A 16,841-nucleotide genomic window follows, 5' to 3' on the forward strand; every position below is an offset into this window, starting at 1 on the left:
CAAATGAACTAACGAACTAAGGAGATTATATATGGAAGAACGTTATTATCATCTCCAAAATAGCAGAATAAAAAAGAAGCGAAGAAGGAAACTTTTCTTCTTCCTTATTTTCGCATTTTTATTTGGCAGCATAGGAGTTTATGTGTTAAATTCTTACTCTTCTCTTATGGGGATGTATAGTGGTTTTACTCGTGAAAAATCGGATTTAAGAAACAAAGATGTAGAAATTACAAAGGAACCTTTTACAATTCTCATTATGGGTATAGAAGATTATGCGACAGACGGTCAAAATGGTCGTACAGACTCATTAATGTTTGCAACAGTCAATCCGAAAACGCAAAAGATTTCACTTATGAGTATTCCTCGTGATTCTCGAGTTAAAATTGTTGGTAAAAATAAGGAAGACAAAATTAACGCTGCCCATGCTTACGGCGGAGAAGAAATGGCAATCAAAACTGTCGAAGGCTTTCTAAAAGTCCCTGTAGACCATTATCTTAAAATTGATTTCCAAGGCTTTAAAGGTATCGTTGATGCTGTCGGCGGCGTTACGGTTGACGTACCCTTCGATTTCTGGGAGCGCTCTGACGTAGATTACTACAAAAAAATTCAATTTAAGCAAGGACAGCAAAACTTAAACGGTGAAGAAGCACTTGCTTACGTCCGTATGCGAAAACAAGATCCAAATGGCGATTATGGTCGAGCTGCTAGACAAAGACAATTACTAGCCGCTGTTGCCCAAAAGTTAAACTCCACCTCTACTGTATTTAAAATTAAAGATTTAACAGCTGTCGTTGGAAAATATATAAAAACCGACATTCCTATTTCAGACGGACTTGCTCTTTACAATAAACTTTCTGGATTTGATCCTTCTACAATGCAAACGTTAAAGCTTGAAGGCGAAGACAAAAAGATAGGCGGTATTTATTACTTCCTTCCAGATCCAATCAGTGTAGAAACGGTGCGTAACGAAATTGAAAAAGAATTAGGGGAAAAAGCAAAAAATCCAACTACAAAAAACAACTCAAATCCTGATTCAAATTCAAGTTCTAATTCTAACGAACAAGCAAAAAAAGAAACAAACCAAAATAAAACACCAACTGATCCGCCACCTTCTACAAATGCTCATGCAGAGTGGATTATGCGCAATCAGCCGTAACAAAAAGGCCCAATCTATCCGATTGGGCCTTTTTTATTTACTTATTAAAGTGTTGTAAAATCGCTTCTACAATGCGCTCTGATGCACGACCATCACCGTAAGGGTTAGATGCTTTCGCCATCTTATCATGAGCTTCTTTATCTGATAACAACTCATCTGCAAGACCAAAGATTGTCTCTTCGTCTGTTCCTGCTAATTTCAGCGTACCTGCTTCAATACCTTCAGGGCGCTCTGTTGTATCACGAAGAACAAGAACTGGTACCCCAAGTGATGGAGCTTCTTCTTGTACACCACCAGAATCCGTTAACATTAAGTATGAACGAGCTGCAACATTGTGGAAATCAATTACATCTAGCGGCTCAATTAAATGAATACGATTATGTTCACCTAAAATTTCATTTGCTATTTCACGAACAACAGGGTTCATATGAACAGGGTACACAACTTGTACATCTTCATGCTTATCAACAAGACGCTTAATTGCACGGAACATATTACGCATAGGTTCACCTAAGTTTTCACGACGGTGAGCTGTCATAAGTACAAGACGATCATTTCCAAGTTTCTCTAGTACAGGATGACTATATGTTTCTTTTACAGTCGTTTGCAACGCGTCAATCGCTGTATTTCCTGTGATGAAAATACGTGACTCATCTTTATTTTCCTTCTGTAAGTTCGTTGCTGATTTTGCTGTTGGTGAGAAATGAAGATCCGCCATTACGCCTGTTAATTGACGATTCATCTCTTCTGGGTATGGAGAATACTTATCCCACGTACGAAGGCCCGCCTCAACATGACCTACTGGAATTTGATTATAAAAAGCAGCTAAGCTTGCAATAAATGTTGTTGTTGTATCACCATGTACAAGTACAATATCCGGCTTCGCTTCTTTCATTACTTTATCCAAACCTTCTAAACCGCGTGTTGTAACATCAATTAAAGTTTGGCGGTCTTTCATGATATTTAAATCGAAATCTGGTGTAATTCCAAAGATATTTAATACTTGATCTAACATTTGGCGATGCTGTGCTGTTACAGTCACAATCGATTCAATTTTTTCTGGGTGTTTTTGCAACTCTAATACAAGAGGTGCCATTTTAATTGCTTCTGGACGTGTCCCGAAAATTGTCATTACTTTTAAACGTTCAGTCATGTGATTGCCTCTTTTCTTTCACTAATTACAGCTTCTATTATGACATATAAAAATATGCATGAGTACATCCCTTTTTAACGCATAACAGAAACTTTTCTATTACAAATACTTTTTCTGCCCACCGAGTAATAATCTATCTTTTGTTTCTTAACATCTTCATCAGTATAACAATTTCTCCCATCGAATAAAATAGGCTCTCTCATAAGTTGTACGTACTTTTCTAATGGGTACACTCGAATAGCTTCCCATTCTGTTACGATAAAAACCGCACTCGCATCTCGAATCGATTCATCTATACATCTACTATATTGTATAGCATCTCCAAATATATTTTTCACATATTGAATTGCTTTTGGGTCGTACAGAACAATTTCTGCACCTATATTAAGTAATGCTTCTATTATAATAAGAGATGATGCCTCTCTAATATCATCCGTATTCGGTTTAAAGGATGCGCCAAGAACTGCAATCCGCTTTTTATTCATGTTCATGACTTTTTTCGCTTTTTCAATCAATAGCAGCTGTTGCTTATTATTTACTTCAATAACCGCTTTTAACAAACGAAAATCATGAGCAACATTTCCCGCAATTTGCACCAGTGCTTTCGTATCTTTCGGGAAACACGATCCCCCGTATCCAATGCCCGCATTTAAAAAAGATGCACCAATTCTCTTATCCATTCCCATCCCTTTGGCAACATCCAATACATTTGCGCCTACCTTCTCACATATATTTGAAATTTCATTAATGAAACTAATCTTTGTAGCTAAAAAGGCATTCGATGCGTATTTAATCATCTCTGCACTTTTAATATCTGTAACATACGTTTCTAAGCATAATTGGCTATACAAACTCTCTACTCTTCTTGCTACTTCCTCACTATCCGCTCCAATTACAATACGATCTCCATGAAAGAAATCATAAATACCTGAACCTTCACGCAAAAACTCTGGATTCGATACGATATGTACTGTATGCCTCCCTTTTAAATTCCCCTCAATCCATCCCTTCATTACATCATTTGTACCTACTGGAACTGTACTTTTCGTAACAACAATAATATCGTTTGTCGCATATAATCCAATATCGTTACAAGCACTCTGAATATACGTTAAATCCGCCGTCCCATCTAATAAAGATGGTGTTCCAACTGCAATAAATATAAACTCTACATCATCAAATGCCTCTTCTTTATTTGATGTAAAAGTTAAAGCATTATTCTCATATGCATAATTTATTAATTCATGTAATCTAACCTCATAAATAGGTAAATCCCCTTGTTTTATCCGTTCAATTTTTTCATCATCTATATCAAAACATGTAACTGAATGCCCCAACTTTGCCAATCCTACTCCTGTAATCAATCCAACATATCCAGTACCTATTATCGTAATTTTCATTTCCTTTTCGCACAGGAATTTACAATAGAAAAGATATGAAATACAGAATTCTCCCTGTGCTTCCCCCTCTCACATTAAAAATGAGAAAACCCTTTTCCTTCTTCATTATATGAATTACTTCCCTCATTCTTTTTAAAGTTTTTGTAAAATTAAATGCACTATAATATAAAGTGAAACTTTAATCAGTGGGGCTTTTACGGGCAGTTGATCCCCACCTAACTTCTTTGCTTCGCTGAATTTTGAGGTGGGGGTCTTACTGCCCGTTAATGCGGGATAAAGTAAAACTTTAATTAGTAGGAATGGGGCTACTAGTTGACGCGAGATAAATTCCCACATTTTAACATGAAACTTACTCATTTCTACGTGTAACACTTATAATACTGAACTAAAAGTATTCACTATCGAAGAAAAAAGGAAATGTCATATTCCAAAGTCCAGTACGATTAACCTTCTCATATGATGCAACATTCTATATACAATTGTCATATATTCTATCCGCTTCCATTAACCGTAAAGAGAAAAAAAGATTGAATTCTAATCTTTTTGTGATACCATATGTTATGAGCCTGTAAATAAACATCATAATTTTCAGATAAATATATTTTCAAAAAAAAAAATTACGTTAGAATATAAAGGGTGGGGTATTAATGGACTCACAAGTGATTTATGCCATTTTGGCATCTTTCATCACTGTACTCGTCGTTACTCCTTTAGTTATTAAATTAGCTTTTAAAATAGGAGCGACAGATAAGCCAAACGCACGTAAAGTGCACCAAAAGATTATGCCACGTCTTGGCGGGTTAGCAATATTTATTGGTGTAGCTGTAGGATTTGTTGTCGGCGGCTTATATGAGCAAAGAATGTTATCGATAACACTAGGTGCGATTATCATTGTAATCATCGGAATTTTAGATGATATGTACGAGTTATCTGCGAAAGTAAAATTCGGTGGACAACTGTTAGTTGCCATTATGATTGTAAAAAGTGGATTATTAGTGCAAGTATTATATATCCCATTCCTTGGGGATACTGAACTTGGATGGCTTGCTTATCCAATTACAGTATTTTGGCTTGTAGGTATTACGAATGCAATCAACTTAATTGACGGCTTAGATGGATTATCTGCTGGTATTTCATCTATCGTACTTGCAACGCTAGCATATATGGCCTTCACTAGCCCATGGGGTACTGGAACAGCTATTATCTTGCCACTCGCATTAATTATATTAGCAAGTACAATTGGATTTTTATTCTTCAACTTCCATCCAGCAAAAATTTTCATGGGAGATACAGGAGCACTATTTTTAGGATACTGTATTTCTGTTATATCGTTACTTGGATTATACAAAAGTGTAACGTTATTCAGTTTTATCGTTCCAATTATCATTTTAGGTGTACCTATATTTGATACGATATTTGCAATCATCCGTCGTATCGTAAATAAAAAACCTATTTCAGCACCAGATAAATCGCATTTACATCACCGCTTACTTGCAATGGGATTCTCTCATCGTAAAACGGTACTAATTATATACGCATTCGGTATTTTCTTTAGTGTAAATGCCATTATTTTCACTAGTGCAACGTTATGGTTATCCATTATTCTTCTTTTCGCTTTGATTTTCTTCACAGAAATCATTGCTGAAATAATCGGTCTTGTACATGAACGTTACAAACCACTTATTTCCTTTTATAAAAAAGTGAAAAAACGCGAAGACTAATTGTAGTATAGCCTTTACCATTATGAAATATTCAAATAGCATCCTTTAGGATGCTATTTTTTATTTCCAAAATATAGATTGTTTGAGAGTTCCTCTATTGGAGAAAGATATACATAATAAGAAAAGTATCAAGTTTTTTTACATCTTGATTGTCAAACTGAGGGTGAATGTTATGATCAAGCGAGTATTTCAATGTATTATTTTATTCTTAACAATTACTATGTACGCATCATCTAATACTGAAGCAACAACCGTTATTCCTGCTGAACATCATCCAAATACTGAAACAACTTCTCCTACACAAAAAATTGCGTACTTAACATTTGATGACGGTCCAAACAAATATACTACACAAATTTTAAACATCTTAAAAGAAAAGAACGGAAAAGCAACTTTCTTTGTTATTGGCGGAAAAGTGCCGCATTACAGAAAAACGATGCAACGATTAATTAAAGAAGGACATTATATCGGGCTCCATAGCATGTCACATGATGTAAAACGCCTTTACACTGGTGACCCTTCCACTTTAATTGCAGAAATGGAACAAACACAAAGCATTGTCCAGCAAGTTACGAAATTAAATACACATCTCGTTCGCGTTCCATATGGTAGTATGCCTTACTTAAAAAAGAATTACCGTGACGCACTTGTATCAGCCCAGTATAAAATGTGGGATTGGACGATCGATACTTATGACTGGAAAAGCTATGATAATCCTTCTGCCATACTCGAAAGAGTGCGTAATCAAAGTGATGAACAAGTCGAAGTTATTTTAATGCATGATTCGAGTGTGACCGTACAAATACTGCCAAAAGTAATTGATTATTTACAGTCACAAGGATACAAACTTCTTCCCTATAATCCATCTTCTCATCTCGAGGTAAATTTTTGGAAAGACACAAGATTGTAACAGCTTTAGTACTTCTAGACTAAAGCTGTTTTATTTTTCTCTTCCCACCCTTCCCATTTTTGTGTAAACTTTTAAATAGTGATGAAGTTTCGAGGTGAATGGAAATGAAACGAATAGATCTCATTTTTAATGCAATACAAGGAAGAAATTATACAGAAGGTGTAACCGCATCAGAACTCGCTACATTTCTACAACTAGATCGCGCCAATGTAAGTAGCGACTTAAACAAACTTGTAAAAGATAAACGGTTATTAAAAACAAATACGCGACCTGTTCGTTTTTACATAGAAACGAACACTTCGTTGGAAACGCATTCAAAAGACATAACTTCATTAGATACATTTGCAATTGAAAATACGAGCCTTAAAATCGCAATTGAAAAAGCGAAAGCTTCTATTCTCTACCCTCCAAACGGTATGCATACTTTAATACTGGGAGAAACAGGGGTCGGAAAGTCTATGTTTGCTTCTTTAATGCACGAATATGCAATTGAAGTTGAACAGCTTCCCAAAAATGCACCATTTATCGTCTTTAACTGTGCTGATTACGCAAACAATCCACAACTACTACTTGGACAGTTATTTGGGATTAAAAAAGGAGCTTACACAGGAGCAAGTGATCAAAAAGGGTTAATTGAAAAAGCACATGAAGGAATTCTTTTCTTAGATGAAGTACATCGCCTACCTCCAGAGGGACAAGAAATGCTTTTCACCTTTATTGACCGCGGAGTGTACCGCCGCCTTGGAGAAACAGAGAACGAACGTAAAGCACAAGTATTAATCATTACTGCAACAACAGAAGAACCAAATTCCTTTTTATTAAAAACATTTACAAGACGTATACCGATGACTGTTACGCTGCCACCACTTCGTGAGCGTACACATAAAGAGCGCTTTGCTTTACTACAGCTATTTTTCACAAATGAAGCAATTCGTCTGCGAAAAGACATTCACGTTAGCCCAAATGCAATGCGTGCTTTCGTCTTTTACAATTGTCCCAATAACATTGGTCAATTAAAAACAGATGTTCAAATTGCCTGTGCGAAAGCCTATTCTGATTTGGTCACAAAGAAACGTGATTCTGTCTATGTTTCAAGTACAGATTTACCTTGGTATATGAAAGAAGGGTTGTTCATTGAAAGGAAGAGCCGTCACTTATACCAAATACCAAATGAAACATTTGTATTTACAGGTGAGGAAGGTTGGAGTAATCATAAAACAGAAGATGAAAAACGCTCTTCTATTTACGATTATATTGACTATAAATACGAAGAACTTCAAGCACGTGGTATTGAAGAGGAAGAATTAGAATTACTAATAGAAAATGATGTTCAAAGCTTTTTCGTACAATATTTTAACCAAATATCAAAAAAAACAAGCCATGAAAATGTTTTTAAAATTGTGGATCGTAATATCGTTTCCGTATGTGAAAAAATAGCGGAACTTGCTGAAAAGCATTTATCTAAGACGTTTGATGAAAAAGTATTTCTCGCTTTAAGTTTACATGTACAGACAACTCTACAACGTTTACAAAGCGGAAAACAAATACATCACCCACAATTAAATCAAATTCGTACGAAATATAAAGAAGCTTTTTCCGTAGCTATGCAATGCATTCAACTACTGGAGGAAGAATTACAAATAACAATGCCTATTGATGAAGCTGGCTTTTTAACAATGTTCTTCGTTGTTGATCCAATTCCTGCCTCACAAACAGAAGTAAAAGTATTAATATTAGCACACGGTAATGGCATCGCAACTGAAATGGCAAACGTTGCAAACGAACTTCTCGGCATTGAGGAAGTAACCGGTATTGATATGCCGTTACACGAATCACCGAAAGATTTCTTGGAACGTGTGAAAGTGTATATGAAAACACTACAAAATGTAAATGGGCTTCTCTTACTTGTCGATATGGGGTCACTTGCTTATATCGGTGACATATTAGAAACGGAGTTCAAAATCCCTGTACGTGTTCTCTCGATGACGAGCACACCACATGCACTAGAAGCAGCTCGAAAAGCTCAGCTCGGTTATTCATTAGATGCGCTGTATGAAACAGTAAAAAATTTAACACCATTTTACTTAAACGTACAAGAAGAAAAGAAAAAACCTCTCTCTCCAATGAAATCTGTTATTTTAACAGCTTGTTTAACTGGTGAAGGAAGTGCTTTAGCTATTCAAAAAATGTTAGAGAACTATTTACGATTTGATAAAGACTTAATTGAAATTATTCCGATTAGTATCGTCCATGAAAAAGATTTAACGAAAATGATCGAGAACATAAAAAAAGAGCGTAACATCATTTGTATCGTTACGAATTTCGATGTGCAAGTACCATGCTTAACATATCATTTCCAAGACATCGTAAACTACACAGCGATTCAGCCCATTCAAGAATTAATTACGTATGAAGAAACATATGCAAAAATGGCGGATATTCTTGAACAACAAATGCAGCGTAACGATGGGGCATTACTTATTAAAACAATTCGTTACGCATTAAATACAATTCAGGAATTAATTTCCTTACAGCTAACTCCTGATAGCTTAATGGGTGTTATTCTGCATATGAGCTGTATGGTTGACCGTCTTCAAAAAGGAGAAAGCCTTCTTCCTCACCCTGATAAAGAGAAAAGAAGACAAGATGAATACTGGATGTATATGAAAGTAAAAAAAGCATTGCAACCAATTGAAAATACATTTGAAATACAAATACCAGATGACGAAGTATTTTACGTTATGGACTTCTTTATTAAAAATCAACCTGTGAAAAATTAATCGAGGCAGTTTTTAAAAATATCGACCGTAACGCGAGTTATATCAGCGATTTTCAAAATATATCGATTTACCGACAATAATCGCTAAAACTAGCACCTTATATAATGAGAAAAGGCTGTTCCAACATATGGACAGCCTTTTCCTCTACTTCTTTACTTTTCTAACTCGCCCTCTTATTTCTCCTCTTTTTTGTGATTTCGTATGGACATTAACATATACATTTGCTTGAATAATTTCTTGAAGTAAATGTACAAATGATTTCCCTTGTAAAGGTCCCTCAAAATCCTCCACATTCACTACACCAGTAATACTTCCCTCGTTCAAGCTAATCCCTTGCTCCAGTGGACCATACAAATATAAAACAACAGGGCCAATTTGAGTAGACTTCCCTAAATGAATTTGACACGATGTAACCTTTTCTATATTTTTTAGTATTACTCTGTAATGCAATTTCGTTAAATCATCACTAAAAATAAACTCTGCTACCCCAAAAGCTTCTGTATTTACAGGAGGCACTTCCCTCTTACCTGTTAACCTGGCAAAGAAATGTGTTGTCATAAGGCATTCTCCTTATATAAATTTCCCAGCACTACTTCTACTACTTTATGGTTTAGACATAATCATTTATGACTTTTTCAATTTTAATTACAAAGAAAAGATTCACAAAATCTTTACATTAGATTTGTTCCTTTTGCTTTACCACTTCTTGTATAATGCACATAGCAAAAACATTCTAGGAGGTTATTTTGAAAAAAAACAAACACACCTTTCACACATTATTAGAGATTTTTCTCGTCTCATTTAAATTAGGACTTACTTCATTCGGCGGTCCTGTCGCTCATCTCGGCTATTTTCACCACGAATACGTGCAAAAAAGAAAATGGATGGATGAACGAAGCTATGGAGATTTAGTAGCGCTATGTCAATTCCTTCCTGGTCCTGCCAGCAGTCAAGTCGGTATGGGGGTTGGATTATTACGGGGCGGGCTTTTAGGAGCTATTATTTCATGGATTGGATTCACTTTACCGTCTGTCCTTGTTTTAGTTTTCTTCGCCTCATTCCTTAATCAGTTCGATCTTGGGAGTGCTGGCTGGATTCATGGACTAAAACTTGTAGCAGTCGCTATTGTCGCTCACGCCATATGGGGAATGGCGCAAAAGTTAACTCCAGATCGCAACCGTGCGACGATTGCGATTGTAACTGCCGCAATCGCCTTATTATGGCCAAGTAGCTGGACGCAAGTGATCCTCATTATAATATGTGGCTTTATCGGCTGGTTTTTATATCGCAACCAACCAATTAGCCAATCTCAGCATATAAAAGTACCTATTTCAAAAAAGATAGCAGTTTCTTGTCTCGTCTTATTCTTTGGACTCTTACTACTGCTACCGATATTAAGACCTTTCTCTTATTACATCGCTTTATTTGATAGTTTCTATCGCTCTGGCGCACTTGTATTTGGAGGAGGACACGTCGTGCTGCCCCTTCTTGAAGGTGAGTTCGTACAAAACGGCATGATGACGAAAGAACAGTTCCTAGCTGGATACGGATTAACACAAGCAGTACCAGGACCACTATTTACATTCGCCTCGTATATAGGAGCAGTGTTAAACGGGACGCTTGGGGCAATACTCGCAACAATTGCGATTTTCCTCCCTGCTTTCTTACTCGTTATTGGTGTTTTACCATTTTGGAACAGTGTGAGAAAAATATCATTCATACAAGGCGCACTACTTGGAGTCAATGCAGCTGTTGTCGGTATTTTAATTGCCGCTTTTTACGATCCCATTTGGACGAGTACAATTATAAATGCTTCAGATTTCGTTTTCGCTTCGCTTCTTTTTTGCTTACTAGCTTTTTGGAACACACCACCTTGGGTTATCGTTATACTCGGAGCCTTTGGCGGATATATTCTGTCCATTTTATAAATAGAAAAAACGACGGCATGATGTAGCCGTCGTTTTTTCTATTAGAACCTCACAAGCTCTATTCCTTCTGGCAACTCACTCTCTGTTAAAATACGCAATTCCTTCACACGATCCATTACGTAAGAAGAACGCTTCACAAGCTCTGGATCAATATAAGCTGGATGAACCATAATTTCTACCGTTTGTTCACCTTGTACTCTTTCTTTTAACTTCACAAAGTAATCTTCCGTCACACCATCCGCATAAAAGTCACTGTAAAACACATCAGAAAATGGATGCACCGCTCTATCTTCCTCACAACGACGAATCGGAACATTATATTTAGCCGCTAATCTCTCTAGAACATCATGTAAAATCGGTAAACCATGCACATGATGATGACTATCTAAATGAGTTGGTGTTAATCCGTAAGATAAAAACTTCTCAATTTGAGCAATCCATTCTCTCTCAACTTCTTCTGGATTTATATTCCCTTCCCTTACAACACTTTGTTTATGAAACGATCCGTCGCTACCTACAAGTGATGGTACGTCTCCAAGAAGTGGTTCCCCTGCTGTTAATACGAGATGTACGCCTACTCCGAGTAAGTTGTACTCTTTCGCTAAGCGTACCGCATGCTCTGTTCCTGGCATATTCATCATCATTGTCGTTGAATTTACAAGTCCATTTATATGCCCATCAATAATGCCATAATTTGTACCTTCTGTAAGACCGAAATCATCTGCATTTACAATTAACTTAATCATCCTAATACCTCCTAATAGAATAAAAAAAGCGGGCTAAATAGCGCCGCTTTTACTTCTCTACCTTTTTAAAGAACTGTGGAAGATATTCTTTATGTGCTTCCAACATTTCATCTAAAATTTGTTTTGCAACTTTATCTGATGGTACAAGTGGATTGATTGTCATAGCAAGCAGCGCCTTATGATAATCCCCTGTAACAGCAGCTTCAATTGTTGTGCGCTCGAATGATTTAATTTGCTGCACTAAACCGCGAACTGGTACGGGAAGATCTCCAACTACAATTGGTTTTGGACCTTCTTTCGTAATAATACAGTTCACTTCAACAGCCGAATCATGTGGTAAGCTTGCAATTGTTCCGTTGTTTCGTGTATTAACAGGCTGGATATCACCTTTATTATTGTAAATAGACGTAATTAAGCTACATGCTGCATCACTATAATAAGCTCCGCCACGTTTTTCTAATTGTGGTGGTTTAATATCTAAGTTCGGGTCTTTATATAACTCAAATAAATCATTTTCTAATTGTTTTACTACTTCTGCACGTGTACCTTTTTCAACAGAAGCTTCTTTCTCTTCTTCTAACATTTCACGTGTTTTGTAGTAGTAACGATGGTATGGACATGGAATTGCACGAAGTCCGCGAATAAAGTCTGGTTCCCAGTTAAGCGCTGCGATATTTTCCATCGTAATTTGCTTTTCTGGATCTGTTACAAGCTCTAACACGCGGTCCATTACACTCACGCCATCTAAATATACGTCTAGTCCGTATACCATATGATTTAAACCTGCGAAATCAACGTGAACACGACTCGCATCTACTTCCAGTAATCTTGCAAGACCCATACGAATTCCGATTGGAACGTTACATAGACCAACTACTCTTTGAATATTTGTATAACGAAGGACAGCTTCTGTTACCATACCAGCTGGATTTGCAAAGTTAATTAACCATGCATTCGGACAGAGCTCCTCCATATCTTTACAAATATCTAAAATAACAGGAATCGTTCTCAACGCTTTGAATAGACCACCAGGACCATTCGTTTCCTGACCGATTACATCATATTTTAACGGGATTGCTTCATCTTTTGCACGTGCTTCTAATAAACCAACGCGAAGTTGTGTTGTTACGAAGTCAGCATCTTTTAATGCCTCACGGCGATCAAGTGTTAAATGTACCTCGATTGGTAAACCTGATTTTTTCACCATACGTTTCGCTAAGTTACCAACGATTTCTAACTTTTCTTTTCCTGCCTCAATATCTACTAACCAAATTTCACGAACAGGAAGCTCATCATAACGCTTAATAAATCCTTCAATTAACTCTGGTGTATAACTAGATCCACCGCCGATTGTAGCAATTTTAATTCCAGTCATGCTTTATTCCCCTTTCGCTTCAAGCTTTTTATAAAGATCGATAAACTCTGCTGCTAATTCTTTCACTGTAATCGCATTCATTAAATGATCTTGTGCGTGAATTAAAAGAACACTAATCTCTGTTTTTTCTCCTCTTGCTTCTGATTGTATGAGCTCTGTTTGGAAATGATGCGCTTCATTAATCGCTTCTTTCGCCTTTACCATCGCTTCATCTGCTTCTGCCATTTTCCCCTGTTTGGCAAATTGAAGTGCCTCCATCGCAAAGCTTCGTGCGTTACCACTATTTAAAATCAATTGGAATGGAATTTGTTCTGCTGTAGTCATCATAATTACCGCCCTCTCTATAAAGTTCAACCGATTTAAATACCCCTTCAGTTTGAACATGTCTATTAAAGTATGAATTTATTAATGATAGTTTAGTGTTCATATAGATGTTTTTCATCTTTTTGAACATGATATAAAGGTAATTATTCTGACGAGCTATAAGAACTCGCCAGAATAATATTTTTTAAAGTGATACTGAATTGTCGATTCCTTTTGTTTCAGCTTTTGCAGCCTGTACATAAGTACGGTCACACATTAATACGAATGGATAGTAAATTACTACCGCGATTGCAAAGTTTACCACTTGTAGTGCTGCACCAGCGATGCTTCCGCCCGCTACAAGATAACCACTAAAGATTGGTGGCATTGTCCAAGGAACTAAAGCAACTGTTTTTGGTACCCACCCTAAAGAAATCGCTGTATAAGAAGTAATAACTAATACAACCGGTGTAAGTACGAATGGAATGATTAACGCTGGATTTAATACGATTGGTGTACCGAAAATAACTGGTTCGTTAATATTGAAGAAACCAGGACCGATAGATACGCGACCTACACCACGAAGTTGCGCACTTTTTGCAACAAGCATTACCGCTACTAAGAATGCTAATGTTGCACCTGATCCGCCGATGTATACGTATACATCAAAGAATGGCTTTGTGAAAATGTGCGGTACATCATATGCAGACATACCATCGTTAAATAATTTAATGTTCTTTTCTAGTGCTGGTAAATAAATTGGGTCGATAATACCACCGATAATATTAGGACCATGTAATCCGAAGAACCATAATACGTGAATAAGTAATGCGATAATAATTGCACTTGGTAACGTACCTGCTAAACCTTGTAATGGTAATTGAATTGTTTCAAATACGATTTTATGAATACTTGTTCCCGCTAATTTCACAGCTAACTGAATACTTGCTGTTACGATTAAAATAACGAATGCTGGAACTAATGCTGCGAATGATTTCATTACTGCTGGTGGAACACCATCTGGCATCTTAATTGTAATATCCCTTTGAACAAAGAACCTGAATACCTCGGTTACAAGAAGAGCTACAATGATAGAAACGAATAAACCTTGTGATCCTGTCCAAGCTAAATCAATACCGCCTTCTTTTGGCGTTGTCGGAGATATAATAATTAATGCACCGAATGTAATAATTGCTGCTGACAACGCGTCTACACCGTAAGATTTCGCTAAATTATAACTTATCCCAACTGCGGCTATGAGGGCTAATATTGCAAAGGACCCTGTCCACATACCACCGCCGATATCTTTCCAAACATCTCCAAATGCACCCTTCATAAGTTTTTGGAATGCATCAACTGGTAGATTATTTATAAGTACTGCAAACGATCCAACTAAAATAAGAGGCATAACTGCGATAAAACCATCACGGATTGCAACTAAATGACGCTGCGATCCGATTCTTCCTGCGACTGGAACTAAATATTTCTCCATAAATGCAATAAACTTTTGCATTTCGCTTCCCCCCTAATTATTTTTTAAGTGTTAATGCGTGATCTAAAACTGCTTCTCCATTCATCATGCCGTAGTGCATTGGATTAATAACATCGATTCCAATGTTTTTCTCGTCAGCAAGCGTTTTCATTGAAGAAAGCATGTAACGAACTTGTGGTCCTAGTAATAATACATCTGCTTGATCGATATTGTTTTTTACTGCATCCCCAGATACAGCCCAAATCTTGCCTTCTAAACCGCGAGCTTTTGCAGCCGCTTCCATTTTTGTAACTAGTAAACTTGTAGACATCCCTGCTGAGCAACATAATAAAATATTCATTTGAAAATCCCCCTTGTGTAGTATAAAAAATTTATGTTTATTTATTTTTCTTTACGCTATTTATTAACGCAATTAGCGTGCCAACTTTTTAAAACCACTAAAATCAGTGCTTTTTCGAGCATTTTCTTTGTGTGTTAACGCTTTCAATTAGTGTGTCGTCCAAAAAACACACAGTGTGTTATAAAACAACACGCTTTTAACACATAACTGTATGAAAATAGATTAGTGTTTAGTTGTCTAGTTATGTTTAATATGAAAAAACACTAAAAAAATTTTTTATCGTAGAAATCTAGTAAAAAACAACATTTTCTTGAGCTCAGTCTTCTATCTATTCTATTGTCCAAGCACACTCTACTAAATTACATAAAATAAAATAGAATAAAATAACACAATTCGAAAGGGGATTCCTATGCCAAAACATAGAAAACAAAGCAAAATAAAGATTTATAGAATAACAAGCTATAAAAAGGACAAGCGTTCTGAATTAGACTCTGATAAATTTGAACTAGAACAGCAGGACAAGCATGATACACAAGACAAACAAGATAAACAGGACAAACAGAATAAGCAAGATAAGCAAGTACAATCAGAAAATGTAATTATAGTACCTACAGATTCACACAGCTTAGATGTGTGGGATGAAATTTCTCTAAAAGAAATACAAGCTGGTGAACATACGAACCTATTTGAAGAAAAAAGTAATTATCAAAATATTAATTTAGTCCAAGTAAACGATGTTCGCTTATACTTGGACAAGCAACTACAATTTAGTTCCGTTGATGAGCAAATCTATCATGAAGCACTTGTACATCCAATTATGTCAAAAGTAATCGATCCAAAACGTGTTCTCATATTAGGTGGTGGCGATGGTCTTGCCTTACGAGAAGTTTTGAAATATGAAACTGTGCTACATGTAGACCTTGTTGATTTAGACGAGGCGATGATTAATATGGCACGTAATGTTCCAGAAATAGTATCTTTAAACAAAAATGCTTTTTTTGATAATCGCGTGAACGTGCACGTATGCGATGCAAAAGAATTTCTAAATTCACCTTCATCTTTATACGATGTAATCATTATTGATTTTCCAGACCCAGCGACAGAGTTGTTAAGTACTTTATATACAAGCGAACTATTTGCTCGTATAGCTACATTCTTAACAGAAGATGGTGCTTTCGTCTGTCAATCTAATTCACCTGCTGATGCACCTCTAGTATATTGGAGTATCGGTAATACAATTGAACACGCTGGATTAACTGTAAAAAGCTATCATACAATCGTTCCTTCTTTCGGAACTGACTGGGGATTTCATCTTGCTACTAATTCTGCACATGTACTCGATCAAATTGAACAATTATATGTAGTACCAACTCCTCGAACATTGCCTACTCTTCTTTTTCCTTTATTTCAATTTAAAGAAGAACATTTAGATCACCGTAACAATGCCGTTTTAAATTTAGAATCGGACCTTACCCTACATCAATGCTACAAACAGGAAATGAAGTTTTGACGATATTATAGTAAGGAGTGCTGCCCT

The 16,841-nt window shown here is 36.3% G+C and carries 14 protein-coding genes; 6 read left to right on the forward strand and 8 right to left on the reverse strand.

The window, feature by feature from the left end:
* The first annotated feature begins 31 nt into the window (after positions 1 to 31).
* Positions 32 to 1,156: an LCP family protein gene (locus MHH27_RS26835; RefSeq protein WP_000392800.1), complete on the forward strand. Its 1,125-nt coding sequence runs from the start codon at positions 32 to 34 to the stop codon at positions 1,154 to 1,156.
* A 37-nt stretch (positions 1,157 to 1,193) separates the two neighbouring features.
* On the opposite strand, the gene wecB is transcribed toward MHH27_RS26835, so the two are convergent.
* Both wecB and MHH27_RS26845 read right to left on the reverse strand, forming a co-directional pair.
* Complete coding sequence (gene wecB / locus MHH27_RS26840; RefSeq protein WP_000140121.1) at positions 1,194 to 2,309, reverse strand: non-hydrolyzing UDP-N-acetylglucosamine 2-epimerase; 1,116 nt, start codon at positions 2,307 to 2,309, stop codon at positions 1,194 to 1,196.
* A gap of 74 nt (positions 2,310 to 2,383) precedes the next feature.
* Entirely contained in the window at positions 2,384 to 3,709 is a 1,326-nt protein-coding gene (locus MHH27_RS26845; protein WP_097913010.1) for a UDP-glucose dehydrogenase family protein, read from the reverse strand.
* A gap of 647 nt (positions 3,710 to 4,356) precedes the next feature.
* On the opposite strand from MHH27_RS26845, the gene MHH27_RS26850 reads away from it, so the two are divergent.
* From MHH27_RS26850 to MHH27_RS26860, 3 genes are all read left to right on the forward strand, one after another.
* The gene (locus MHH27_RS26850) at positions 4,357 to 5,430 is read left to right on the forward strand and encodes a glycosyltransferase family 4 protein (protein ID WP_000378306.1); all 1,074 of its coding nucleotides are present in this window, start codon (positions 4,357 to 4,359) and stop codon (positions 5,428 to 5,430) included.
* A gap of 172 nt (positions 5,431 to 5,602) precedes the next feature.
* Positions 5,603 to 6,340: a polysaccharide deacetylase family protein gene (locus tag MHH27_RS26855; RefSeq protein ID WP_016513232.1), complete on the forward strand. Its 738-nt coding sequence runs from the start codon at positions 5,603 to 5,605 to the stop codon at positions 6,338 to 6,340.
* A 104-nt stretch (positions 6,341 to 6,444) separates the two neighbouring features.
* On the forward strand, positions 6,445 to 9,120 hold the full coding sequence (locus MHH27_RS26860; RefSeq protein ID WP_340944637.1) for a PRD domain-containing protein: 2,676 nt from the start codon (positions 6,445 to 6,447) through the stop codon (positions 9,118 to 9,120).
* Positions 9,121 to 9,264: 144 nt separating this feature from the next.
* On the opposite strand, the gene exsM is transcribed toward MHH27_RS26860, so the two are convergent.
* Positions 9,265 to 9,678, reverse strand: coding sequence for an exosporium regulatory protein ExsM (gene exsM, locus MHH27_RS26865; protein ID WP_000207046.1), 414 nt, complete (start codon positions 9,676 to 9,678; stop codon positions 9,265 to 9,267).
* A 188-nt stretch (positions 9,679 to 9,866) separates the two neighbouring features.
* Between exsM and MHH27_RS26870 the strand changes: the two genes are divergently transcribed.
* Positions 9,867 to 11,048, forward strand: coding sequence for a chromate transporter (locus MHH27_RS26870; protein WP_340944639.1), 1,182 nt, complete (start codon positions 9,867 to 9,869; stop codon positions 11,046 to 11,048).
* Positions 11,049 to 11,089: 41 nt separating this feature from the next.
* On the opposite strand, the gene chbG is transcribed toward MHH27_RS26870, so the two are convergent.
* From chbG to MHH27_RS26895, 5 genes are all read right to left on the reverse strand, one after another.
* Complete coding sequence (gene chbG, locus MHH27_RS26875; protein ID WP_000593486.1) at positions 11,090 to 11,794, reverse strand: chitin disaccharide deacetylase; 705 nt, start codon at positions 11,792 to 11,794, stop codon at positions 11,090 to 11,092.
* Positions 11,795 to 11,843: 49 nt separating this feature from the next.
* A complete protein-coding gene (celF, locus tag MHH27_RS26880; protein WP_340944642.1) occupies positions 11,844 to 13,169 on the reverse strand; it encodes a 6-phospho-beta-glucosidase in 1,326 nt (441 codons plus the stop codon).
* A gap of 3 nt (positions 13,170 to 13,172) precedes the next feature.
* Complete coding sequence (locus MHH27_RS26885) at positions 13,173 to 13,496, reverse strand: PTS lactose/cellobiose transporter subunit IIA (protein ID WP_000989050.1); 324 nt, start codon at positions 13,494 to 13,496, stop codon at positions 13,173 to 13,175.
* A gap of 181 nt (positions 13,497 to 13,677) precedes the next feature.
* Positions 13,678 to 14,985 (reverse strand): PTS cellobiose transporter subunit IIC, encoded by a 1,308-nt coding sequence (celB, locus tag MHH27_RS26890; protein ID WP_098235693.1) that lies wholly within the window; start codon positions 14,983 to 14,985, stop codon positions 13,678 to 13,680.
* Between the two features lie 16 nt (positions 14,986 to 15,001).
* Complete coding sequence (locus tag MHH27_RS26895; protein ID WP_071710056.1) at positions 15,002 to 15,304, reverse strand: PTS sugar transporter subunit IIB; 303 nt, start codon at positions 15,302 to 15,304, stop codon at positions 15,002 to 15,004.
* A gap of 409 nt (positions 15,305 to 15,713) precedes the next feature.
* On the opposite strand from MHH27_RS26895, the gene MHH27_RS26900 reads away from it, so the two are divergent.
* A complete protein-coding gene (locus MHH27_RS26900; RefSeq protein WP_098329405.1) occupies positions 15,714 to 16,814 on the forward strand; it encodes a polyamine aminopropyltransferase in 1,101 nt (366 codons plus the stop codon).
* Positions 16,815 to 16,841: the final 27 nt, after the last annotated feature.

The sequence above is a fragment of the Bacillus sp. FSL L8-0152 genome (assembly GCF_038006365.1).
Lineage (GTDB): Bacteria > Bacillota > Bacilli > Bacillales > Bacillaceae_G > Bacillus_A > Bacillus_A cereus.

Bases quoted from the DNA above. Each gene is read 5' to 3' on its own strand.
- MHH27_RS26835 (WP_000392800.1), top strand. From the start codon at position 32: ATGGAAGAACGTTATTATCATCTCCAAAATAGCAGAATAAAAAAGAAG.
- wecB (WP_000140121.1), bottom strand. From the start codon at position 2,309: ATGACTGAACGTTTAAAAGTAATGACAATTTTCGGGACACGTCCAGAA.
- MHH27_RS26845 (WP_097913010.1), bottom strand. From the start codon at position 3,709: ATGAAAATTACGATAATAGGTACTGGATATGTTGGATTGATTACAGGA.
- MHH27_RS26850 (WP_000378306.1), top strand. From the start codon at position 4,357: ATGGACTCACAAGTGATTTATGCCATTTTGGCATCTTTCATCACTGTA.
- MHH27_RS26855 (WP_016513232.1), top strand. From the start codon at position 5,603: ATGATCAAGCGAGTATTTCAATGTATTATTTTATTCTTAACAATTACT.
- MHH27_RS26860 (WP_340944637.1), top strand. From the start codon at position 6,445: ATGAAACGAATAGATCTCATTTTTAATGCAATACAAGGAAGAAATTAT.
- exsM (WP_000207046.1), bottom strand. From the start codon at position 9,678: ATGACAACACATTTCTTTGCCAGGTTAACAGGTAAGAGGGAAGTGCCT.
- chbG (WP_000593486.1), bottom strand. From the start codon at position 11,794: ATGATTAAGTTAATTGTAAATGCAGATGATTTCGGTCTTACAGAAGGT.
- celF (WP_340944642.1), bottom strand. From the start codon at position 13,169: ATGACTGGAATTAAAATTGCTACAATCGGCGGTGGATCTAGTTATACA.
- MHH27_RS26885 (WP_000989050.1), bottom strand. From the start codon at position 13,496: ATGATGACTACAGCAGAACAAATTCCATTCCAATTGATTTTAAATAGT.
- celB (WP_098235693.1), bottom strand. From the start codon at position 14,985: ATGCAAAAGTTTATTGCATTTATGGAGAAATATTTAGTTCCAGTCGCA.
- MHH27_RS26895 (WP_071710056.1), bottom strand. From the start codon at position 15,304: ATGAATATTTTATTATGTTGCTCAGCAGGGATGTCTACAAGTTTACTA.
- MHH27_RS26900 (WP_098329405.1), top strand. From the start codon at position 15,714: ATGCCAAAACATAGAAAACAAAGCAAAATAAAGATTTATAGAATAACA.